This window comes from Serinicoccus profundi, assembly GCF_008001015.1.
GTDB classification, from domain to species: domain Bacteria; phylum Actinomycetota; class Actinomycetes; order Actinomycetales; family Dermatophilaceae; genus Ornithinicoccus; species Ornithinicoccus profundi.
In genome coordinates this window covers 1,932,613-1,953,027 of the sequence record NZ_CP042862.1, presented here as the reverse complement: position 1 = coordinate 1,953,027, position 20,415 = coordinate 1,932,613, and the positions used below count along the sequence as shown (strand labels likewise).

General features: G+C 72.8%; 18 protein-coding genes, 1 tRNA gene, 1 other RNA gene and 1 pseudogene. 13 read left to right on the top strand and 8 right to left on the bottom strand.

The genetic code is table 11. The annotated features are described in order from the left end of the window. Positions 1-129: 129 nt before the first annotated feature. On the bottom strand, positions 130-1,299 hold the full coding sequence (locus tag FA582_RS08990) for a PucR family transcriptional regulator (protein WP_010146550.1): 1,170 nt from the start codon (positions 1,297-1,299) through the stop codon (positions 130-132). A gap of 50 nt (positions 1,300-1,349) precedes the next feature. Between FA582_RS08990 and FA582_RS08985 the strand changes: the two genes are divergently transcribed. Next, positions 1,350-2,411, top strand: coding sequence for a glycerophosphodiester phosphodiesterase family protein (locus tag FA582_RS08985; RefSeq protein ID WP_010146551.1), 1,062 nt, complete (start codon positions 1,350-1,352; stop codon positions 2,409-2,411). Between the two features lie 3 nt (positions 2,412-2,414). On the opposite strand, the pseudogene aceE reads toward FA582_RS08985, so the two are convergent. After that, positions 2,415-5,170: pseudogene (gene aceE, locus FA582_RS08980) on the bottom strand (pyruvate dehydrogenase (acetyl-transferring), homodimeric type). Between the two features lie 128 nt (positions 5,171-5,298). Between aceE and FA582_RS08975 the strand changes: the two are divergent. From FA582_RS08975 to FA582_RS08945, 7 genes are all read left to right on the top strand, one after another. After that, a complete protein-coding gene (locus tag FA582_RS08975) occupies positions 5,299-5,748 on the top strand; it encodes a DUF3052 domain-containing protein (protein ID WP_237707470.1) in 450 nt (149 codons plus the stop codon). Then, positions 5,745-6,221, top strand: coding sequence for a peroxiredoxin (locus FA582_RS08970; RefSeq protein ID WP_010146554.1), 477 nt, complete (start codon positions 5,745-5,747; stop codon positions 6,219-6,221). Before FA582_RS08975 ends, FA582_RS08970 begins: the two co-directional genes overlap by 4 nt. Positions 6,222-6,240: 19 nt before the next feature. After that, positions 6,241-6,313 (top strand) — tRNA-Val (locus tag FA582_RS08965). Between the two features lies 1 nt (position 6,314). Continuing rightward, complete coding sequence (locus FA582_RS08960) at positions 6,315-7,214, top strand: Nif3-like dinuclear metal center hexameric protein (protein WP_010146555.1); 900 nt, start codon at positions 6,315-6,317, stop codon at positions 7,212-7,214. Next, entirely contained in the window at positions 7,211-7,948 is a 738-nt protein-coding gene (locus FA582_RS08955; RefSeq protein WP_010146556.1) for a zinc ribbon domain-containing protein, read from the top strand. The genes FA582_RS08960 and FA582_RS08955 overlap by 4 nt, the downstream gene beginning before the upstream one ends. A gap of 191 nt (positions 7,949-8,139) precedes the next feature. Next, entirely contained in the window at positions 8,140-8,820 is a 681-nt protein-coding gene (locus FA582_RS08950; RefSeq protein ID WP_158640866.1) for a histidine phosphatase family protein, read from the top strand. A 215-nt stretch (positions 8,821-9,035) separates the two neighbouring features. Continuing rightward, the gene (locus FA582_RS08945; protein WP_010146559.1) at positions 9,036-9,974 is read left to right on the top strand and encodes a class I SAM-dependent methyltransferase; all 939 of its coding nucleotides are present in this window, start codon (positions 9,036-9,038) and stop codon (positions 9,972-9,974) included. Between the two features lie 125 nt (positions 9,975-10,099). On the opposite strand, the gene FA582_RS08940 is transcribed toward FA582_RS08945, so the two are convergent. Continuing rightward, a complete protein-coding gene (locus tag FA582_RS08940; RefSeq protein WP_010146560.1) occupies positions 10,100-10,858 on the bottom strand; it encodes a YaaA family protein in 759 nt (252 codons plus the stop codon). 48 nt (positions 10,859-10,906) lie between these two features. Between FA582_RS08940 and FA582_RS08935 the strand changes: the two genes are divergently transcribed. Together FA582_RS08935 and FA582_RS08930 are read left to right on the top strand one after the other, a co-directional pair. Then, the gene (locus tag FA582_RS08935; RefSeq protein ID WP_010146561.1) at positions 10,907-12,376 is read left to right on the top strand and encodes an RNB domain-containing ribonuclease; all 1,470 of its coding nucleotides are present in this window, start codon (positions 10,907-10,909) and stop codon (positions 12,374-12,376) included. Then, a complete protein-coding gene (locus tag FA582_RS08930) occupies positions 12,373-13,266 on the top strand; it encodes an HAD family hydrolase (protein WP_010146562.1) in 894 nt (297 codons plus the stop codon). The genes FA582_RS08935 and FA582_RS08930 overlap by 4 nt, the downstream gene beginning before the upstream one ends. A 77-nt stretch (positions 13,267-13,343) precedes the next feature. On the opposite strand, the gene rnpB is transcribed toward FA582_RS08930, so the two are convergent. Further along, positions 13,344-13,731: RNase P RNA component class A (rnpB, locus tag FA582_RS08925), an RNA gene on the bottom strand. A gap of 63 nt (positions 13,732-13,794) precedes the next feature. Here rnpB and FA582_RS08920 point away from each other — a divergent pair. Further along, complete coding sequence (locus tag FA582_RS08920; protein ID WP_051125096.1) at positions 13,795-14,913, top strand: VIT1/CCC1 transporter family protein; 1,119 nt, start codon at positions 13,795-13,797, stop codon at positions 14,911-14,913. Positions 14,914-14,929: 16 nt separating this feature from the next. Here the strand turns inward: FA582_RS08920 and FA582_RS08915 are convergent, their stop codons facing one another. Then, positions 14,930-15,601, bottom strand: a complete 672-nt coding sequence (locus FA582_RS08915; protein ID WP_010146564.1) for an MBL fold metallo-hydrolase — start codon at positions 15,599-15,601, stop codon at positions 14,930-14,932. Positions 15,602-15,639: 38 nt separating this feature from the next. On the opposite strand from FA582_RS08915, the gene FA582_RS08910 reads away from it, so the two are divergent. After that, positions 15,640-17,097: a GuaB1 family IMP dehydrogenase-related protein gene (locus FA582_RS08910; RefSeq protein WP_010146565.1), complete on the top strand. Its 1,458-nt coding sequence runs from the start codon at positions 15,640-15,642 to the stop codon at positions 17,095-17,097. A 156-nt stretch (positions 17,098-17,253) separates the two neighbouring features. On the opposite strand, the gene FA582_RS17715 is transcribed toward FA582_RS08910, so the two are convergent. From FA582_RS17715 to map, 3 genes are all read right to left on the bottom strand, one after another. Next, positions 17,254-18,207, bottom strand: a complete 954-nt coding sequence (locus tag FA582_RS17715; protein ID WP_010146566.1) for a type IV toxin-antitoxin system AbiEi family antitoxin domain-containing protein — start codon at positions 18,205-18,207, stop codon at positions 17,254-17,256. Between the two features lie 241 nt (positions 18,208-18,448). After that, entirely contained in the window at positions 18,449-19,207 is a 759-nt protein-coding gene (gene ppgK / locus FA582_RS08900; protein WP_010146567.1) for a polyphosphate--glucose phosphotransferase, read from the bottom strand. Between the two features lie 69 nt (positions 19,208-19,276). Then, complete coding sequence (gene map / locus FA582_RS08895) at positions 19,277-20,137, bottom strand: type I methionyl aminopeptidase (RefSeq protein ID WP_010146568.1); 861 nt, start codon at positions 20,135-20,137, stop codon at positions 19,277-19,279. Between the two features lie 65 nt (positions 20,138-20,202). Between map and FA582_RS08890 the strand changes: the two genes are divergently transcribed. Continuing rightward, positions 20,203-20,412 carry a hypothetical protein gene (locus FA582_RS08890; protein WP_033228590.1) on the top strand — a complete coding sequence of 70 codons (210 nt, stop codon included), beginning with the start codon at positions 20,203-20,205 and terminating at the stop codon, positions 20,410-20,412. The last annotated feature ends 3 nt before the right edge of the window (positions 20,413-20,415 follow it).

Sequence of the window (20,415 nt, the reverse complement as noted above, 5' to 3'; positions counted from 1 at the left end):
TGAAACCCTCCAGTCGGCGACTGCGCGACGCACGACAATCACCGATGATCTTTGGAGGGATCCTCCAAAAGGGCGTCGTGACACGGCCTGTCGCGCCGGGAGGTATGCCGTGCCACGAAGGGCGGCAGGTCAGCGCATCCCGCGCCAGAGCCGGGGGCCGGTGCCCATGCGCCCGAGCGCGAGGGCAACCTGCAGCACCCAGGCGTCGCGCGGGGTGTGCGGGTCGAGGCCGACGACCTCGCTCGCGCGGCGGAGGCGGTAGCGCACCGTGTTGGGGTGCAGGAAGAGCAGTCGCGCGGTCGCCTCCAGCACCATCCCGTGGTCGAGGTAGGCCTGCACCGTGGCGAGCAGGGCCGAGGGGTGGTCGTGCAGCGGGGCGTAGACGCGGTCGACGAGGATGCGGCGGGCGGGGCCCTCACCCAGCAGCGCGCGCTCGGGCAGCAGCTCGTCGGCGGAGACCGGACGCGGGGCGTCCCCCCACGCCGGGGCGGCATCCACCCCGGAGAGCGCGGCCCGCGCCGAGCGGCCGGCGGCGAAGAGGTGCGGGACCCGCGGGCCCACGACGACCGGCCCGGCGCCGAAGGAGTCGGCGAGCCGCCCGGCGTCCTCGAGCGGGTCGCTGGAGCCGCCGAGCACGCAGACCAGGCGTCGGTCGTGGGCCGCACCGAGGGCCGAGCGGCCGAGGGTCCGAGCGGCGGCCCGCAGCGCCTCCACCGCCGCCGCGGGCTCGCCCTCGGGCAGCAGCCCGGCCACGACGGCGACATCGGTGACCTCCTCCCAGCCCAGCTCGGCGGCGCGGGAGGCCATGGCGTCGTTGGCCTCGCCCCGGACGACGGCGTGCACGACGAGGGTCTCCAGCCGGCTGTCCCACCCGCCGCGGTGGTCGGCCGAGCGGGCGTAGACGTCGGCGGCGGCGAACGCCAGGTCGCGGGAGTAGCGCAGCACCGCCTCACGCAGGGCCTGCGTCTCGGTCCCGGGGACGAGCTCGGGCACGGCGCGCTCGACCGTCGCGATGGCGGTGCGGGTCAGGTCGAGGGTCTGGTGCAGCGTGATCGTCGCCGCGAGGCTCGGGGGAGCCGCCGCGAAGATCTGACCGGGTGGGGGACCGGGGCGCGCGCCCGCGGCATACCAGTCGAGCATGGCGCTGATCCCGGCCTGCGCCACGAGGCGGACCCACGACCGGTCGGCCGCCCCCAGCGCCCGGAACCACGCGTGCTCGGACTCCATCTGCGCAGTGGCCCGGCCCGCCAGCTCGGCGGCGTGGCGGGCGAGGCCGGGGTCGGGGGTCGGGGCGGGCACGCTCGCGAGCCTAATCCGCCGCGCCCCCTCGGGGCTGACAGGATCGGGGTATGCCGACCCCGACCCCCCTCGTCCTCGGTCACCGTGGCGCCTCCGGCCACCTGCCGGAGCACACCCTCGCCGCCTACGAGCTCGCCGCCCGGCAGGGTGCCGACTACCTCGAGCTGGACCTCGTCGCCACCCGCGACGGGGTGCTCGTGACGCGCCACGAGAACGACATCTGGGGCACCACAGACGTCGCAGACCACCCGGAGCTGGCGGGGCGGCGGCGCCGCGCCACGATCGACGGCCGAGACGTCGAGGGGGTCTTCACCGAGGATCTCGACCTGGCCGAGCTGCGCACCCTGCGGGCGCGGGAGCGGCTGCCACAACTGCGCTCGACCGCGCACGACGGGGACTGGTCGGTGGCGACCTTCCCCGAGATCATCGCGCTGCGCGCGGCGCTGAGCCAGGAGCTGGACCGCGAGATCGGCCTCTACGTCGAGCTCAAGCACCCCACCCACTTCCGGGGCCTGGGGCTGCCCCTGGAGGAGCGGATGCTGGCCGACCTGGAGGCCGCCGGGCTGACCGGCCGGGAGGCCCCGGTGTTCGTGCAGTGCTTCGAGCCGGGCACGCTGCGTCGACTGCGGGACGAGCTGGGCTGCGAGCTGCGGCAGGTGCTCCTGGCCACGGCGCCGGGGGACGTGCCCGCCGACCTCGTCGCGGCTGGCGAGCAGGTCACCTATGCCGAGCTCATGTCGCCGGACGGGCTCGGGGCGCTGGCGGGCGTGCTCGACGGGGTGGGCCCGAGCAAGCTCATGGTGCTGCCGTGGGCCGAGGACGGCACGCTGGGGGAGCCCACCTCCCTGGCCGCGGACGCCCACGCGGCCGGCCTCGTGGTGCACGCCTGGACGTTCCGCGCGGAGAACCGCTTCCTGCCGCCCGCGCTGCGCCGGCCCGGCATACCTGGTGATGGCGGGGGCGCGGGGGCGGCGGCCGACCCGGCCGCCCACGGCGACCTGGCCGCCGAGGTGCACGCACACCTGGCGGCCGGGGTGGACGGGATCTTCACCGACCACCCCGACCTCGTCGTGCAGGCGCTTCGCGCCGGGCGGGGCACCGAGGCGGGGTGAGCCTCAGGCGTCGCCGCCCGCGGTGCCGGAGGTGCCGGCGGTGACGTCGAGCAGGCGGTACTTCTGCGCCGCCTCCAGCGGCACCTGCGGGTCCAGCTCGCCGCGGTCGGCGAGCATCTGCAGCGCCTTGACGGCCATCGAGGGGCCGTCGATGTGGAAGAACCGGCGGGCCGCCGCACGGGTGTCGGCGAAGCCGAAGCCGTCGGCGCCGAGGGCGTAGTAGTCCTCCGGCACCCAGGGGGCGATCTGGTCCTGGACGGCGCGCATGTAGTCGCTGGTCGCGACGATCGGGCCGTTGCCCTCGGAAAGTCGCCTGGTGACGTAGGGCACGCGCCGCTCCTTCTCCGGGGTGGAGGAAGGCGTCGGTGTCGCAGGACATCGCCTCGCGGCGCAGCTCCGACCAGGAGGTGACCGACCACACGTCCGAGCTCACGCCCCAGTCCTGCTGGAGGAGCTCGGCGGCCTCGAGGGCCCACGGCACGCCCACGCCGGAGGCCATGAGGCGCACGTGCTTGCCACCCTGCTGCTCACCGGAGGCGATGCGGTGCATCCCCGGCGAGGATGCCCTCGACGTCCACGTCGTCCGGCTGCGCCGGCTGGCGCATCGGCTCGTTGTAGACGGTGAGGTAGTAGATGACGTCCTCGGGGTTCTCGCCGTACATCCGCTCCAGCCCGCGGGGCAGGATGTGGGCGAGCTCGTAGGCATACGCCGGGTCGTAGGCGATGACCGCCGGATTGGTCGAGGCCAGCAGCGGGGAGTGGCCGTCGGCGTGCTGGAGCCCCTCGCCGGTGAGCGTGGTGCGCCCGGCCGTGGCCCCGATCATGAAGCCCTTGGCGAGCTGGTCGGCGGCCGCCCAGATGCCGTCGCCGGTCCGCTGGAACCCGAACATCGAATAGAAGATGTAGAACGGCACCATCGGCACCTGGTGGGTGTCGTAGGACGTGCCCGCCGCGCTGAACGCCGCGACCGAGCCCGCCTCGTTGATGCCCACGTGCAGGATCTGGCCCTGCTCGGACTCCTTGTAGGCCAGCATGAGGTCGGCGTCGACGGAGGTGTAGTTCTGGCCGTGGACGTTGTAGATCTTCGCCGAGGGGAAGAAGCTGTCCATGCCGAAGGTGCGTGCCTCGTCCGGGATGATCGGCACGATGTGCTTGCCGAACTCCTTGTCGCGCATCCACTCCTTGAAGATCCGGACCAGCGCCATGGTGGTGGCCACCATCTGCTTGCCGGAGCCCTTCTTGGCCACGTCGTAGACCTTGAGGTCGGGCAGCGGCAGCGGCGAGCGGTCGGGCTCGCGCTTGGGAAGGTAGCCACCCAGGATGCGGCGCCGCTCCTTGAGGTACTGGATCGCCGCGTCGTCCTCACCCGGGTGGTAGTAGGGCGGGGCGTAGGGGTCGGCCTCGAGCTGCTCGTCGCTGATCGGGATCTGGAGCCCGTCGCGGAAGGCCTTGAGGTCATCCAGCGTGAGCTTCTTCATCTGGTGCGTCGCGTTGCGCCCGGCGAAGCTCTTGCCCAGGGAGTAGCCCTTGATGGTGTGCGCCAGGATGACGGTCGGCTGACCGGTGTGGTTCATCGCCGCCTGGTAGGCCGCGAACACCTTGCGGTAGTCGTGGCCGCCGCGCTTGAGCTTCCACCAGATGTCCTCATCGCTCCAGTCCTTGACCAACTCCTTGGTGCGCGGGTCGCGCCCGAAGAAGTGGTCGCGGATCCAGGCGCCGTCGTTGGCGCGGAAGGTCTGGAAGTCGCCGTCCGGGGTGGTGTTCATGAGGTTGACCAGCGCGCCGGAGGTGTCCTTGGCGATGAGCTGGTCCCAGCCGCGGCCCCACAGGACCTTGACGACATTCCACCCGGCACCGCGGAAGAAGCTCTCCAGCTCCTGGACGATCTTGCCGTTGCCGCGCACCGGGCCGTCGAGCCGCTGGAGGTTGCAGTTGACGACGAAGGTGAGGTTGTCGAGCTCGTCGTTGGCGGCGACCTGCAGCAAACCGCGCGACTCCGGCTCGTCCATCTCGCCGTCGCCGAGGAACGCCCAGACGTGCTGCTGGCTGGTGTCCTTGATGCCACGGTTGTGGAGGTACTTGTTGAAGGACGCCTGGTAGATGGCGTTCATCGGCCCCAGGCCCATCGACACCGTGGGGAACTGCCAGAACTCCGGCATCGACCGCGGGTGGGGGTAGGACGGGATCGCCTTGACGTCCTCGCGCAGGCCCTTGCTCTTCTCCTGCCGGAACCCGTCGAGGTCGGCCTCGCTCAGCCGGCCCTCGAGGAAGGCCCGGGCGTAGATGCCGGGGGAGGCGTGGCCCTGGAAGAAGATCTGGTCGCCGCCGCCCTCGTGGTCGCGACCGCGCCAAAAGTGGTTGAAGCCGACCTCGGTCAGCGTGGCCTGGGAGGCATACGTCGAGATGTGCCCACCGACGGAGATGTCCGGGTGCTGCGCGCGGTGCACCATGACCGCGGCGTTCCAGCGGATCCACGCGCGGTAGCGGCGCTCCATGTCCTCATCGCCCGGGAACCACGGCTCCTGCTCGGGGGTGATGGTGTTGAGGTAGTCCGTCGTCGTCAGCGAGGGGATGCCGACCTGGGAGTCCCTGGCGCGCTCCAGCATGCGGAGCATGAGGTAGCGGGCCCGCTGGCGACCGCCGGCGCTGATCGCGGCGTCCAGCGAGTCGAGCCACTCCTGCGTCTCCTCGGGGTCCGTGTCGGGGACCTGGCTGGGCAGACCGTTGAGGATGGGGCCGGTGGAGCGCTCCTGGGCCATCAGGGTGGATCCTTCCTGCAAGGGGGTGTCAGGGCCAGTCTGTCACGTCCCTGACGCCACGTCCGTCGCGGTCCGCCGCAGGGGGTGCCTTTACGTCACCGGTCGCGTTCTGCTTGTCTTGTCCCACCATGGACGCGCAGAACAGGACGGAGCAGCAGGCCGCGAGCACGGACGCGCACGGGGAGGATCCCCTGGCGGGGATGGTGCGCAAGCTGGGCCTGCGGAAGGACCAGATCGTCGTCGAGTACGGCTACGACGACGATGTCGAGGAAGGGGTGCGGCAGGCCGCCGCCTCGGTGAGCGGTGCGCCGCTGGAGGACGACACCTATGACGGCGTCGTCGACGTCGTGCTGCTCTGGTGGCGCGACGGTGAGGGTGACCTCGCCGACGAGCTCATGGATGCCCTCACCACGCTGGAGGAGGGAGGCTGCATCGTGCTCCTCACCCCCGGCGCGGGCCGCGAGGACCGCGTGCCCGCCGCAGACGTCCAGGACGCCTGCACGACCTGCTCGATGACGGCCTCCGGCGCGGTCAACCTCGGCGGCTGGCTCGGCCAGCGCCTGGTGGGCCGCAAGTGAGCCACGTGCGCGAGGCCTCACCCGAGGTCGGCGGACGCGCCCCCGAGCTGGCGCTCGTCGACCAAGCGGGGGAGCTGCATACCCTCTCCACGGTGGTGGCCGACCGGCACGCGCTGCTCGTCTTCTACCCCTTCGCCTTCTCCTCGATCTGCACCGGTGAGCTGCTGGAGATCCAGCTCAACATCGACGAGTTCGTCAACGACCGGGTGCAGGTCTACGGCATCTCCTGCGACCCGGCTCCGGCGCTGCGGGCCTGGGCGGCCCACGAGGGCTACCGCTTCCCGCTCCTGTCCGACTTCTGGCCGCACGGGCAGGTCGCCCGCGACTACGGCGTCTTCGACGAGGACTCCGGTATGGCGGTGCGCGGCACCTTCCTCGTCGACCCCACGATGACCGTGCGGTGGTCGCTCGTGCAGGGCCCCGGTGAGGCCCGCGAGATCGGCGCGCTGCACGAGGCGGTGCGCGACCTGTAACAATGTCGCCACATGTGAAGGGCCTGTAGCTCAGCTGGTAGAGCGCCGCGTTTACACCGCGTAGGTCGTCGGTTCGAGCCCGGCCGGGCCCACGTGAACGTCAGCACACCGCAGGCAGGCGTCCCCCTGGCCGACGTCGTCGCCGCCCTGGAGGAGCTCTACCCGCCCGAGACCGCCCAGTCCTGGGATCGGGTCGGCCTCGTCGCGGGCGATCCCGAGCAGACCGTGCGGCGGATCCTGCTCGCCGTCGACCCGACGCTGGAGGTCGTGCGCGAGGCGGTGCGGGAGGGTGCCGACCTCGTGGTCACCCACCACCCCCTGCTGCTGCGCGGCATCCACTCGGTCGCCACGACCTCCGCCAAGGGCGCCACGATCACCGAGCTCGTCGTCAACGATGTCGCGCTCTACTGCGCCCACACCAACGCCGACGTCGCCGACCCCGGGGTCGGTCAGGCCCTCGCCGCCGCGTGCGGGCTGGCGGCGACCGAGGCGCTGACGATCTCCGAGGAGCAGGAGCTCGGCCGGGTCGGTGAGCTCGCCGAGCCGGTGACGTTGCGGGCGCTGGCCGAGCGTCTGGGCGACGCGCTGCCGGCCACTGCGGGCGGGGTGCGCGTCAGCGGCGACCCGGAGGCCCTCGTGCGCCGGGTGGCCGTGCTGGGCGGGGCCGGCGACGGCGAGTTCGCCGCCGTGCGGCGCGCCGGGGCCGACGTCTATGTCACCGCCGACCTGCGCCACCACCCGGCGCTCGAGGCGCGCGAGGAGGCACGGGCCGCCGCCCGCGCCGGGGGCGCGGCGACGCCATACCTCATCGACGCGGGGCACTACGCCAGCGAGTCCCTCTGGCTGCCGGGGCTGCGCGAGCTGCTCACCAGCCGGCTCGACGTCGAGGTCGAGATCTCGGCCGTGCGCACCGACCCCTGGGACTTCGTCATCGGTGCCCTCGCACCGCAGGACCCCACCACCGACCACCCCGTCGAAGGAGACCGCCCGTGAAGGCAAGCCCGCAGATGCAGGCCCGACTGCTCGAGCTGCAGGAGCTGGACACCCGCATCGCGCAGCTGGAGCACCGGCTCGCCTCCCTGCCCGAGCAGATCGACATCACCCGGATGGAGCGGGAGCAGCCGGCGCTGGAGGCCGACGTCGTGCGGACCAGCACCGAGGTCAGCGACCTCGAGCGCGAGGTCGGCAAGGCCGAATCCGCCGTCCAGCTCGTGCGGGACCGCGCAGCCCGCGACCAGGAGCGCCTCGACGCGGGCAGCGGCACGGCCAAGTCGTTGCAGGGTCTCCAGCACGAGCTGGAGTCGCTCGCCCGCCGCCAGGGTGTCCTCGAGGACGCCGAGCTGGAGGTGATGGAGCGCCTGGAGCAGGCCCAGGCCGGTCAGGAGGCGGCGACGGCCGCCCAGCAGAAGCACGAGGGTCGGCTCGCCGAGCTGCGCGCGGCCAGGGACGAGAAGGCGGCCACTATCGGTGCCGAGCGCGACGAGGTCGCGGCGGGTCGGGCCGCCATCGTCGCGGACGTCTCCGCCGAGCTGCTCGCGCTCTACGAGCGGCTGCGCGCGCACAGCGGTTCCGGCGCGGCGCCGCTGCAGCAGCGTCGGTGCGGCGGCTGCCGGCTGGAGCTCAACACCGTCGACCTCAACCGGATCAAGGCGGCCGCCGAGGACGAGGTCGTGCGCTGCGAGGAGTGCGGACGGATCCTTGTGCGGACGGCGGAGTCCGGCCTGTGATCACACGGCCGCCGGTCGCTCCGACCGGTGACGGACCGGAGGGCGCGGCCTCGGGCGCTGATCGGGGCGGCGAGGGGGTGGCTACCGGCGGCCTGGAGGGTGAGGCCTCGGGACGTGGCCGCGGAGGCGCTGAGGTGGCCGGACAGGGACTCGAGGACCCGACCGGTGCTCACCCCCGCGGGAGTGACGAGGTGGCCGAGACCTACCTCTCGGACGAGACCGTGCCGGTCCTCGAGGGCAGCACCCGCCTCGTCATCGTCCGGCACGGTGTCACCGACTTCACCGTGGCCCACCGGATGGACGGGCGCGGCGGCGCCGACCCGGCGCTCAACGCGGCGGGTCGGGCCCAGGCGGCTGCGGCTGCCGAGGCGGTGGCCGAGCTCCTGGCTCGCTCGACGACCGGGGAGGTGCGGGTCGTCTCCTCCTCGTTGCGCCGGGCGCAGGAGACGGGGGAGGCCCTCGCGCAGCGGCTCGGGGTGGAGCGCGAGCAGGATCGCGACTGGGACGAGCAGGCGTTCGGTGACTGGGACGGTCGGTCGCTCCCTGCGCTGGCCGCCGAGGTCCCCGAGGAGGTCGCCGCCCTGCGCACCGACCGTGACTACGCCCGCCCCGGCGGGGAGTCCCGCCGGGACCTGGACCATCGGGTCGGCGCTGCGCTCGGGCGGGCGGTCGCCCTGGGCGGGACCGTGGTGGTCGCGACCCACCGGGTGGCGATCATGTCGGTGCTGTGCCGAGTCCTGGGCGTCGACCACGAGCGCGGGTGGAGCATCGCGACCGGCCCGGCGTCCCTGAGCGCCGTGGAGTTCTGGCCCGACGGCGGGGTCCAGGTGGCCTTCGTCAACGACACCCACCACCTGCTGCACCTGGCCTGAGCGGCCGCGGCGGCGCACGCCATACCCGCACTGGGACCCGCCCCCTCCGGGACCCGCCCCCTCCGGGACCCGGCACCTCCCGGACCCGACCCCCACCGGATCCCGCCCCTCCCAGACCGACCACGGCCTAGCACGACCCTCATCGGCGAACTTGCCGATGAAGCCCGTGCTATCCCGTGGTCGGTCCCGCCTGCGTCCCACCTAGCATCGCTGGTATGGATGTCCAGCCCGTGGCCCTGACCCCGATGGAGCGCGCCCGGATGACGCCGGAGGAGGGGTATGCCCTCAACCGCGACAACTGGGACGGCCGCGCCCTGGTGCACGCCGCGAGCAGCGACTACGACCTCGACGGGCTCGTGGGCGACCCGACCCGGCTGAGCACGGTGATCCGCGACGACCTGCAGATCCTGCGCCCCCACCTGCCGGAGGGGCTGCGGGACGGAGGAGACGGCCTACCCCGGCTGGACGGTCTCGACGTCTGCCACCTCCAGTGCCACCTCGGCACCGACACCCTCAGCCTCGCGCGCCGCGGCGGACGCTGCACGGGCGTCGACCTGTCGCCGGAGTCGTTGCGCATCGCCCGCGACGTCGCGGCCCGCGCCGGACAGGAGATCCGGTACGTCGAGGCGAACGTCCTCGACGCCGCGGCCGCAGTGGGTGCCGAGGTCGACCACGTGCATACCTCCATCGGGACGATCTGCCGGGTGCAGGACCTCGCCACCTGGGGCCGTCAGATCGCCGCTCTGCTGCGGCCCGGCGGCACCTTCTTCTTCCGCGACAGCCACCCCATGCTCAACGTCATGGACGACACCGACCCGGAGATCATGACTCCGGGCTACGGCTACTTCCCGCTGCCGGTGGGCGAGAGCTTCACGTATGCCGACGGCCAGACCTACACCGACGGCGACGCGGCAGCGATCACGCAGCCGCGCAACGCGGAGTGGTCGCACTCGGTGTCGGAGATCCTCGGCGCGCTGATCGACGCCGGGCTCCGGATCGAGCACGTGGGCGAGCACCAGCACCTGCCGTGGCCGGCGCACCCCGCGATGACGCTCGAGGACGAGGGCTTCGTGCTGCCAGAGCCGTGGCGTTCGCAGGTGCCGGTGGCGCTGAGCATCGTGGCCCGCCGCGAGCCGGGACCGACCACGGGGTAGGCCTTGAGCCGGGACCGACCACGGGGTAGCACGACCTTCATCGGCGAACTTCCCGATGAAGCTCGTGCTAGGCCGTGGTCACTCGCTCTGGGGAGGGCCGGCCGGGGGAGGGTCGGTGGGGACGGTCAGGGGTGTCTGGGGAGGGCGTCGAGGATCCAGGGAGCCCCGTCGCGGGTCGGCTCGTGCAGGGCCACCTCGAAGCGGTCGGCGAGCAGGTCGACCAGGGCCTGCGGGCGGCGCGGGTCCGAAGGCTGCTCGCACAGCGCCCGGGCGACCAGGCCCCGGGTGTGCTTGGCCATGTGCGTGGCTCCCGGCACCCGGACGTGCACCCAGCGGGCCGCGACCTCGGAGGACGGGGCCGGGACCCAGGCTGCGGCATACGTGCTGGAGCGGCAGTCCACGACGAGCCCGCGCCCGGCGGCGGCGGTGAGGACCGGGTCGAGCAGCGGCTTCCAGAAGCCGGCGAGCGGGCCGACGCCGGGCAGGTTGACGCCCATCGAGAGGCGGTAGGGCGCGAGCCGGTCGGTCATCCGCGCGACGCCGTAGAGCGCGGAGACCACCCGCAGGCGCGAGGTCGCCCGTCGCGCCGCACCAGGGTCGAGGGAGGGAAGGTCCAGCGCGTCGTAGAGCACCCCCGAGTAGAGGTCGCGGGCGGGGAGCGTGGGAGCGGTCCAGAGCCGGGTGTTGCGGGCGATCTCCTCGGTGAGGTTGGGGCTCACCCCGAGCACGCCGGGCGCGTCGGGCCGCTCGCTGACCTGGGCCAAGGCCGTCGCCACCTGGTCCCTGGCCGCGGTCAGCCCGGGCGAGGAGAGCGTCTCCGGGCGCAGCGCCGCCCCCCGGGCGCGGGTCTGCTTGGACTCGGACGGTGGGAGCAGGATGAGCACCGCGCCAGGGTAGGGCAGGTGTCGGACGTGACACGTAGGGTGGGCGCCATGGTGGAGCGAGCAACGAGCCTGGCCTGCGACCCCTCGGCCTCCGAGACGGGGCGGCTGCTGACCCAGGCCTTCCAGACGATCCGCGACGACCTCGAGGTCCGGCAGGCCTTCCCCGAGGCCGCGCTCGCCGAGATCGAGCAGGCGGTGGCCGACCCCGAGCTGCCCGAGCGCGACGAGACCGACGTGGAGTTCGTCACCATCGACCCACCGGGCTCGATGGACCTCGACCAGGCGATGCACATCAGCCGGGACGGTGCGGGTTTCCGGGTCCGGTATGCCATCGCCGACGTCCCCGCGTTCCTCCACGAGGGCGGGGCGCTGGACGCCGAGACGCGGCTGCGCGGGCAGACGATCTACTGCCCCGACACCCGTGTGCCGCTGCACCCGCCGGCCCTGAGCGAGGAGGCGGCGAGCCTGCTGCCGGACGCCGTCCGACCCGCCTACGTCTGGGACATCCGGCTCACCGCCGACGGTGAGCGCGAGACCGCCGAGCTCTACCGCGCGATGGTGCGCTCCCGCCGCCGCTACACCTACACCGAGGCGCAGGAGCTCATCGACGGTGGCGACGCCGAGGAGGCCCTGCTGCTGCTCAAGGAGGTCGGCGAGCTGCGGATCGCTCGCGAGATCGACCGGGGTGGGGCGAGCCTGCCGATGCCCGAGCAGGAGGTCGGCGTCGGCACCGAGGAGGACGGCTGCGACTACACCCTGAGCCTGCGGCCCCTGCTGCCCGCCGAGGACTGGAACGCCCAGATCTCGCTGCTCACCGGCATGGTCGCGGCCCGGATCATGCTCGACGGCGGTGTCGGCATCCTGCGCACCATGCCCGAGCCCACCGAGGGGGCGGTGGCGCGCTTCCGCCGCGAGGTCGAGGCGTTGGGTGCGCAGTGGCCGGAGGGTATGCCGTACGGCGAGTTCCTCCGCACCCTCGACAGGACGGACACCCGTCACCTGGCGATCGTCAACGCCGCGACCTTCCTCTTCCGCGGGGCGGGCTACACCGCCTTCGACGGCGAGCTGCCGCCGGAGGACGAGCAGGTGCAGTCCGCGATCGCCGCTCCCTACGCCCACGTGACCGCACCGCTGCGTCGGCTGGTCGACCGATTCGGGCTCGCCGTGTGCGAGGCGCTCTCGGCGGGGCGGGAGGTGCCCGACTGGGCCCGCGCCGCCCTGCCCGACCTCCCCGACGTCATGGAGGAGACCGGGCGCCGCGCCAAGGCGGTCGACCGCGCCTGCGTGACCGCCGTCGAGGCGGCCGTGCTGCGCGACCGCGTCGGGGAGGACTTCGAGGCGGTCGTCGTCGACGGGGTGGACGGCGACCGCGTGCAGGTCCAGCTGATGGACCCGCCCGTGAGCGATGTCGCGACGGGCAGCGCTCGGCTGGGCAGCGCCATCACCGTCCGGGTGGAGCGGGCCGACATCCTGGCCGGCGAGGTGGACCTGCGGATCGTGGGTCGGGACGAGCAGTGACCTCGGTCGGTGCGCGCGGCTCCGGGGAGGGTGACACGCCCTGGGGATCGTCCCGGGAAGCCCTTCGGGGCCGCGCGGCCAGGACGCCCCGTCGCGTCGTCGCCTCCGACTGCGACGGGACCCTGCTGCGCACCGACGGCACAGTCTCCGCCTACACCCGTGATGTCCTGGCACGCTGCGCCGCAGCCGGAGTCACGGTCGTCCTGGTGACGGCGCGCCCGCCGCGCTGGATGGACGAGCTGGCCGACCTGGGCGTCGAGGCGCTGGCCCTGTGCGGCAACGGCGCCTTCACCTACGACATCGCCCGGCGCGAGATCGTGTCGCACCGGCTGATGAGCGCCGACCTGGTGGGGCAGCTGCTGATCGACCTCAAGGCGGCCATGCCGCAGGCCGCGCTGGCCACCGAGTCGTTGCGCGGCTTCGCACGGGAGCCGCACTTCCATCGCGCCGACGACCGGGCCGACGGTCAGTGGCTCGTGGGTGGGCTCGAGGACCTGGCGCAGGAGCCGGCCGGCAAGATCCTCGTCCGCCACCTCGATTGGAGCACCGAGCAGATCAGCGCGCGGGTGGCCGAGGTCGTGGGGGAGCGGGCCGAGGTCGCCAACTCCGGCGCGATCCAGATGGGGGAGGTCACCGGCCGCGGGGTCACCAAGGCGCTGGCGCTGTCGACCTGGTGCGCCGAGCAGCCGGAGCCGGTCTCACCGGAGGAGGTGTGGGCCTTCGGCGACATGCTCAACGACCTCCCGATGCTGGCGTGGGCCGGCCGCGCCCACGCCGTGGCCAACGCGCACGCGGAGGTCCTGGCGCTCGCCGACGAGGTGGTGCCGAGCAACGACGAGGACGGCGTCGCCCGCACCCTCGAGCGGCTGCTGGAGCAGACTTCCGTCTGAGCCAGACACCCGCGCGACGCTGGACCTCACGCCCGAGCGGGGGATGAGGTCGTGCGCGGGGCTCACCCCCGGAGGGGTGGATGAGCCGGCCGGTACGCCGGGTTCTGTCCCCTCGCGCCGTCACCGGCACTGCGAGGGTGGCGACCATCCATCTACGGCATGCGTTGCCGCATACCTCCAGCGACCTACCCGTGCGCTCGGGCGGGCCGCCCTCGGACACGCACATATCTGGTCTTGCTCCAGGTGGGGTTTACCGAGCCACGCCAGTCACCTGGCGTGCTGGTGGTCTCTTACACCACCGTTTCACCCTGACCCACCGCCGAGGCGGCGGGCGGTCTGTTTTCTGTGGCACTGTCCCGCGGGTCACCCCGGGTGGCCGTTAGCCATCACCTTGCCCTGTGGAGCCCGGACGTTCCTCGGCGGGTCACCCCGAGGGGCGCCCGACGCGGCCGCCTGGCCGACTCATCCACGCGGGTGATCCTACCGCGACCCCGTCCCGCTCCCTGCCTCCCGGGACAGGGATCGGTGATGGGTCACGTACCATGGCTCTACGTGACTCCCCAGCATCCTGCGCCGACCGACGTCCGGCGGTGGCGACGCCACCTCGCCGACGAGCACGCCAACATCCGCGCCTTCCGCGATCTCGCCGCGCGGCGGCAGGGTGAGGAGCAGTCGATCCTGCTCTCCCTGGCCCAGGCCGAGGAGCGGCACGCGCAGCACTGGGTGCAGCTCCTGGGGGAGCGGGCCGAGCCCGCGCCGCGCGCCACCCTCGGCCACCGGGTGCAGACCTGGCTCGCGCGCCGCTTCGGGTTGGTCTTCGTGCTGGCGCTGCTCCAGCGCTCCAAGTCCGACAACCAGTATGCCGACGAGCGCGACGCCGCCTCCTCGATGGCCGCCGACGAGCAGGTGCACGAGGAGGTGCTGCGCGGCTTGGCGGCCCGGGGCCGGCTGCAGCTGTCGGGCAACTTCCGGGCCGCGGTCTTCGGCGCCAACGACGGTCTGGTCTCCAACCTCGCGCTCATCATGGGGATGGCCGGCACCGGCGTCTCGGCCGCCGTCGTGCTCGCAGCGGGTATGGCGGGTCTCCTGGCGGGTGCGCTGTCGATGGGCGCGGGGGAGTACATCTCGGTGCGCTCGGCGCGAGAGCTGCTCGCCGCCTCCCAGCCCGCGCACGGCACCCGCGATGCCCTGGGCGACCTCGACCTGCAGACCAATGAGCTGGAGCTGGTCTACCGCGCCCGGGGGATGGACAAGGACCACGCCCGGGCGCGCGCGGCCGACGTGCTCGGTCAGGTGCAGCAGGCCGGGACGGCGCCGGACGACGCCGTGCCGGCAGCGGCCACCGAGGCCGACGAGCAGGATGCCGTGCTCAACCCGTGGGGCGCTGCCGTGTCCAGCTTCGGCTTCTTCGCCTCGGGCGCGCTCATCCCCGTGCTGCCCTACCTCTTCGGCATGACCGGGCTCGCGGCGGCCGGCCTCGCCATGCTGCTGGTGGGTCTGGCGCTCCTGGTCACCGGTGGCGTCGTGGGTGTGCTCTCGGGTGCCTCGCCCCTAGGGCGCGGTGTGCGGCAGCTGCTCATCGGGTATGGCGCGGCGATCGCGACCTACCTGCTCGGCCTCGCCTTCGGCGCGGCCGGCATCGGCTGACCCGGGCGCGTCCCGCTCAGACCGTCGTGGCCCCGGCCCCGCGCAGGTCGAGCACCTCGACGCCGCCCTCGGCGCCGAAGTCCCCGATGTGCGTGAGGTACATCGCGCGCCCACGGTCGTTGAGCAGCCCGTCGTGGATCGGGACGATCCCGCGGGCAGGAGCCAGGCGGCGCACGAAGGCGATCGCCTCGGCGACCTTGCCCCACGGGGCGCTCACCGGCACGGCCAGGAGGTCGACCTCCCCGGGCTCGCCGTCCAGCGCGTCGCCGGGGTGGTAGAGCACCGGCTCACCCGCGGCCCGGACCACGACGCCGGTGTTGCCGACCCGGGGCACGTAGGGGTGGTTGTCCGCGTGCCGCTCACCGACGCCGGTCAGCGTCACCGCGCCCTCGCCCGACCCGAGCTCCACGGTGCTGCCGGCACCCAGGACCTCGACGCGGTCGGCATACCCCGAGTCTGCGACCGTGGCCGCCGTCTCCGCCTCCATGAGCACCCGGGCCTCGGGGTTGGCCGCGAGCAGGGCGCCGCCGCGCTCGGGATCGAGGTGGTCGGCGTGCTGGTGCGTGACCACGACAGCGGTGAGCCCGTCGACGTCCTCGAAGCTCGAGAACGAGCCGGGGTCGATGAGGATGCGCTGGTCCCCGACCTCGACGAGGAGGCAGGCGTGTCCGAGGTGGGTGATCTGCATACCGCCACCCTAGGTGCCGCCACGTAGCCTTGCTCCTCGTGGAGTTCCTCAACGGCACCGAGCCGGTGCACGACCTGACCTACAACGACGTCTTCATGGTGCCCTCCCGCTCGTCGGTCACCTCCCGCCTCGACGTCGACCTCTCGACCGCCGACGGCACGGGCACGACGCTGCCGCTCGTCGTCGCCAACATGACGGCCGTCGCGGGGCGCCGCATGGCCGAGACCGTCGCCCGGCGTGGCGGCATCGCGATCCTCCCGCAGGACATCCCGCTGCCGCAGGTGCGGGCCACCATCGAGGCGGTCAAGGCCAGCCACCCGGTCTACGAGACACCGATCGTCATCGAGCCCGGCGCCCCCGTCGCGCAGCTGCTGTCGGTGATGTCCAAGCGGGCCCACCAGGCCGCAGTCGTCGTCGAGGACGGCTCGCCCGTGGGGATCGTGCTGGAGTCGGACACCGAGGAGGTCGACCGCTTCTCCTCGGTGCGTGACGTCATGCAGCCCCCGCGGGTCGTGCTGGAGGAGGGCATCGAGCCGCGGGCGGCCTTCGACCAGCTCGAGCAGACGCGGGCCGGTATGGCGCCGGTCGTCGTGGATGGTCGGCTCGCCGGGGTGCTGACCCGCACCGGCATCGTCCGCTCGGGGATCTACACCCCCGCGCTCGATGCCCAGGGGCGGCTGCGCATCGGTGCGGCGGTCGGGATCAACGGCGACGTCGCCGGCCGGGCGACCGAGCTCCTCGGCGCGGGCGCCGACGTGCTCGTCGTGGACACCGCCCACGGGCACCAGGACAAGATGATCGACGTGCTCCCCGCGGTGGTCCGGGCGCGCGACGAGCACGAGGCCCGCACCGGGGTCCGGGTCGCCATCGCGGCGGGCAACGTCGTCTCCCGCACCGGCACCCTCGATCTCGTCGAGGCCGGGGCGGACATCGTCAAGGTCGGGGTCGGGCCGGGGGCGATGTGCACCACCCGGATGATGACGGGGGTCGGTCGCCCGCAGTTCTCCGCCGTGCTGGAGTGCTCCGATGCGGCCCGGGAGGTCGGCGCCCACGTGTGGGCCGACGGCGGGGTGAAGTATCCCCGCGACGTCGCCCTCGCCCTCGCCGCCGGCGCCGGGTCGGTCATGGTGGGCTCGTGGTTCGCGGGCACCCTGGAGTCCCCCGGCGATCTCATCCGGGACGCCGACGGGCGGCTCTACAAGGAGTCCTTCGGTATGGCGTCGGCCCGGGCGGTCCGCCACCGCACCCGGGAGATGTCGGCCTTCGACCGCGCCCGGGCCGGCCTCTTCGAGGAGGGCATCTCCTCGGGCCGGATGTTCGTCGACCCGGCCCGCCCCGGGGTCGAGGACCTCATCGACCAGATCGTCTCGGGCGTGCGCTCCTCCTTCACCTATGCCGGGGCACGCACCATCGGGGAGTTCCACATCCGCGCCGTCGTCGGCATCCAGGGCGCGGCGGGCTACGACGAGGGGCGCCCACGGCATACCTCGTGGTGAGGCCTGCCGGGTGACGCAGCTCCCGGGCGCCCACGGCATACCTCGCGCTTGACTCTCAGCCGCCCCGTCATCTGTCGTCCCCGTGGTCATCTGTCGTCCGGTTCGAGGCGGACGACACATGACCTGGCGGACGACAGTGGGGCGCCGGTCCGCCGGTCACGAGGCCCTGGCGACGATGACGTGCGGGCGTGCGGCGCGGGCCGCGTCGGCCACCACCCGCGAGACCGCGACCGGCTGACGCAGGGAGCCCCAGGTGAGCCGACCCACGCCGTAGCCGAGCGAGCGGATGCGGTCCTCCCGGATCTTCTCGGCCACGAGGGCGTCCCGCCCCTCATGGCCGTCGTACTTCAGCCGACCGTCGAACTCGAGGACCACGCCGAGCTCGGGCAGGTAGAAGTCGACCCGGGCGATGACGACATCGCCGTCGCGCACGGGGTACTGCGGGATGACCGTGAGCCCTAGGTCCACGAGGATGAGGCGCAACAGCGACTCGCCCGGCGACTCGCTGCGCCCGTCGGCGCGCCCCATGGCCAGCCTGGCCGCCACGACCTGCGGCACGCGTGCGGCCCGGTCCAGCTCGGCCTCCAGCTCGGCCCGGGTCACCTGACGACGCTGCAGGCCGGCGTCGATCGCCGCGACCGCGGGGCCCGTGGCCACCTTCATGGCCGTGCCCACGAGCGCGGTCGCCGGAGCCACGACCCGGAGGCCCTCGTGGACGACGATGCGCTCGCTGCCGGGGCAGAGGTGCACCGTGTATGCCGCGCGTCGGCGCGAGGTGCCGACCGGCTGGGCGTGGCAGACGTGCAGCCGGGCGAGGTCGACCTCGGGGACGGGCAGGTCCCAGAGCAGGGTTGCGGTGAGGTGACTGGCCGCCCAGTCCGCCGGGCGGCTCCTCAGCAGGGGCCGAGCCCGGAGGACGTGCCGGTCGGCGGCATGAGCGGCCTGCTCCAGAGCACTCGTCTGGACGTAGACGCCTCGGGCCACGCGCGTGAGGATCTTGCGCTGGACGAGGAGGCGCAGGACCTCCCGGTTGATGCCGATCCGGGCGGCCTCAGCGGTCGTGATGCCGAAGTGATGGGTACGGAGGAAGCCCTCGAGAGCCGGGTTCATGGAGCCACGCTGCCACGCCTGGGGCACGCGCTGCCGGGCTCATCCCCCCTGCCTGTGGACAAAGCCCGGCGCGGGCCGGCGCACTGTCGTCCGCGAGGTCAGATCCAGCCGGCACTGTCGTCCGGCAAGTCATGTGTCAGCCCCCTCGAGGGGGCTGACACATGACTTGGCGGCCGAAGGATGACGAAGGGGCTGAGAGATGGCCTGACTCCCGGCGGGCACTCACCCCCGGGTTGCCTCGTCAGCCTAGGTGCTGGGCCTGCCAGGCGGCGCCGATGATCCCGGCGTCGTTCTTGAGCTGGGCGGGGACGATGGGCGCGCGGGTGTGCAGCAGGGGCAGGAACTTCTCCGCCTTCTTGGAGACGCCTCCGCCCACGATGATGAGGTCGGGCCACAGGAGGTCCTCGACGTGGGAGTAGTAGCGCTGCAGCCGTTCGGCCCAGTCCTCCCACGACAGCTCCTCGCGCTCCCGGGCGCTGCTCGCGGCGCGGGTCTCCGCGTCGTGACCGTCGATCTCGAGGTGACCCAGCTCGGTGTTGGGCAGCAGCTCGCCGCCCATGAACATCGCGGTCCCGATGCCGGTGCCCAGCGTGGTGAGGAGCACGACGCCCTCGTTGCCCCGCCCCGCGCCGTAGTGCATCTCGGCGACACCGGCGGCGTCGGCGTCATTCATGACGTGCACCGAGCGGCCCACCCGCTCGGTGAACAGCGTGTCGGCGTCGGTGCCGATCCACGACGGGTCGATGTTGGCGGCCGTGCGCACCACGCCGTGGTGGACGACGGCCGGCACGGTGATCCCGATGGGGGAGCCCTTGGCGATGTCGCCCCCGAAGTGCTCGACGATCTGGGCGACCACCTCGGCGACGGCCTCCGGCGTCGACTCCTCCGGCGTGGGGATGCGCTCGCGCTCCGTGGCGAACTCCCCCTTGTCGAGGTCAACCGGCGCGCCTTTGATGCCGCTGCCCCCGATGTCGATCCCGAGCACGTGCTTCTTCGCCATGACTGGTCCTTTCCGCTGACTCGCTGGACCGAGTATGCCGTGCCTCACCGCAGGACGGCGGGCGAGGGGTCAGGGGAGGGTGAGGATCTCGGCGCCGTCGTCGGTGATGAGCAGGGTGTGCTCGAACTGCGCCGAGGGGCGGCCGTCCGCGGTGAGCACCGTCCAGCCGTCGTCCCACTCGGTCCAGTCCGGCGTGCCGAGGTTGAGCATGGGCTCGATGGTGAAGGTCATCCCGGGCTCGATGATCGTCGAGTAGTCCGGGGCCGCGTCGTAGTGCGGGACGACCAGGCCGGAGTGGAAGGCCTCGCCGACCCCGTGCCCGGTGTAGTCGCGCACCACGCCATACCCGAACCGGCTGGCGTAGCTCTCGATGACCCGGCCGATGACGTTGATCTCGCGCCCCGGGCGGGTGGCGCGGATGGCGCGCGCCAGCGCCTCCTCGGTGCGCTCCACGAGCAGCCGCGTCTGCTCGTCGACCTCGCCGACGAGGAAGGTCGCGTTGTTGTCGCCGTGGACACCGCCGAGGTATGCCGTGATGTCGATGTTGCAGATGTCACCCTCGCGCAGCTCCCGGTCGTCGGGGATGCCGTGGCAGATGACCTCGTTGATCGAGGTGCACAACGACTTGGGGAAGCCCCGGTAGCCCAGCGTCGAGGGGTAGGCGCCGTGATCGAGCAGGAACTCGTGCCCGACCCGGTCGATCTCGTCCGTGGTCACGCCGGGGCGCACCATCTCCCCGCACAGGGCCAGTGCCTGAGCGGCGAGCCGCCCGGCCGCACGCATGGCCTCGATGGTCTGGGCGTCCTTGACCTCCGAGCCACGGAACGGCTTCGGGGAGGGGCGGTCGACGTACTCCGGCCGGGCGATGGAGGCCGGCACCGGCCGACGGGGGCTGACGCGTCCTGGGGCGATCGGGGTGAGCGTGGGCATAGGCTCCAGTCTAGGTGCCGCCGACGGACCGGCGGCACGTGTGCGACGAGCCGAGAGGTGTGCTGATGCAGTACTGGTACAACACGAAGACCGGTCAGGTGGAGTCCGAGATCGACGAGCAGCGCGCTCGCTCCGCGGACCTGCTGGGGCCCTACGGCAGCGCCGACGAGGCGACCCGCGCCCTGGAGATCGCCCGCGAGAAGACCAAGCGGTGGGACGAGCAGGAGCAGGACGAGGACAACTGGGACAACAACCCGCTCAACGACAAGGACTGAGGC

Excerpts from the sequence above, each read along its gene's own strand:
- FA582_RS08975 (WP_237707470.1), top strand. The coding sequence starts at position 5,299 with ATGGACGCGCAGAACAGGACGGAGCAGCAGGCCGCGAGCACGGACGCG.
- FA582_RS08915 (WP_010146564.1), bottom strand. The coding sequence starts at position 15,601 with ATGCAGATCACCCACCTCGGACACGCCTGCCTCCTCGTCGAGGTCGGG.
- FA582_RS08935 (WP_010146561.1), top strand. The coding sequence starts at position 10,907 with ATGGTGGAGCGAGCAACGAGCCTGGCCTGCGACCCCTCGGCCTCCGAG.
- map (WP_010146568.1), bottom strand. The coding sequence starts at position 20,137 with ATGCCCACGCTCACCCCGATCGCCCCAGGACGCGTCAGCCCCCGTCGG.
- FA582_RS08945 (WP_010146559.1), top strand. The coding sequence starts at position 9,036 with ATGGATGTCCAGCCCGTGGCCCTGACCCCGATGGAGCGCGCCCGGATG.
- FA582_RS08920 (WP_051125096.1), top strand. The coding sequence starts at position 13,795 with ATGGGTCACGTACCATGGCTCTACGTGACTCCCCAGCATCCTGCGCCG.
- FA582_RS17715 (WP_010146566.1), bottom strand. The coding sequence starts at position 18,207 with ATGAACCCGGCTCTCGAGGGCTTCCTCCGTACCCATCACTTCGGCATC.
- FA582_RS08985 (WP_010146551.1), top strand. The coding sequence starts at position 1,350 with ATGCCGACCCCGACCCCCCTCGTCCTCGGTCACCGTGGCGCCTCCGGC.
- FA582_RS08890 (WP_033228590.1), top strand. The coding sequence starts at position 20,203 with ATGCAGTACTGGTACAACACGAAGACCGGTCAGGTGGAGTCCGAGATC.
- ppgK (WP_010146567.1), bottom strand. The coding sequence starts at position 19,207 with ATGGCGAAGAAGCACGTGCTCGGGATCGACATCGGGGGCAGCGGCATC.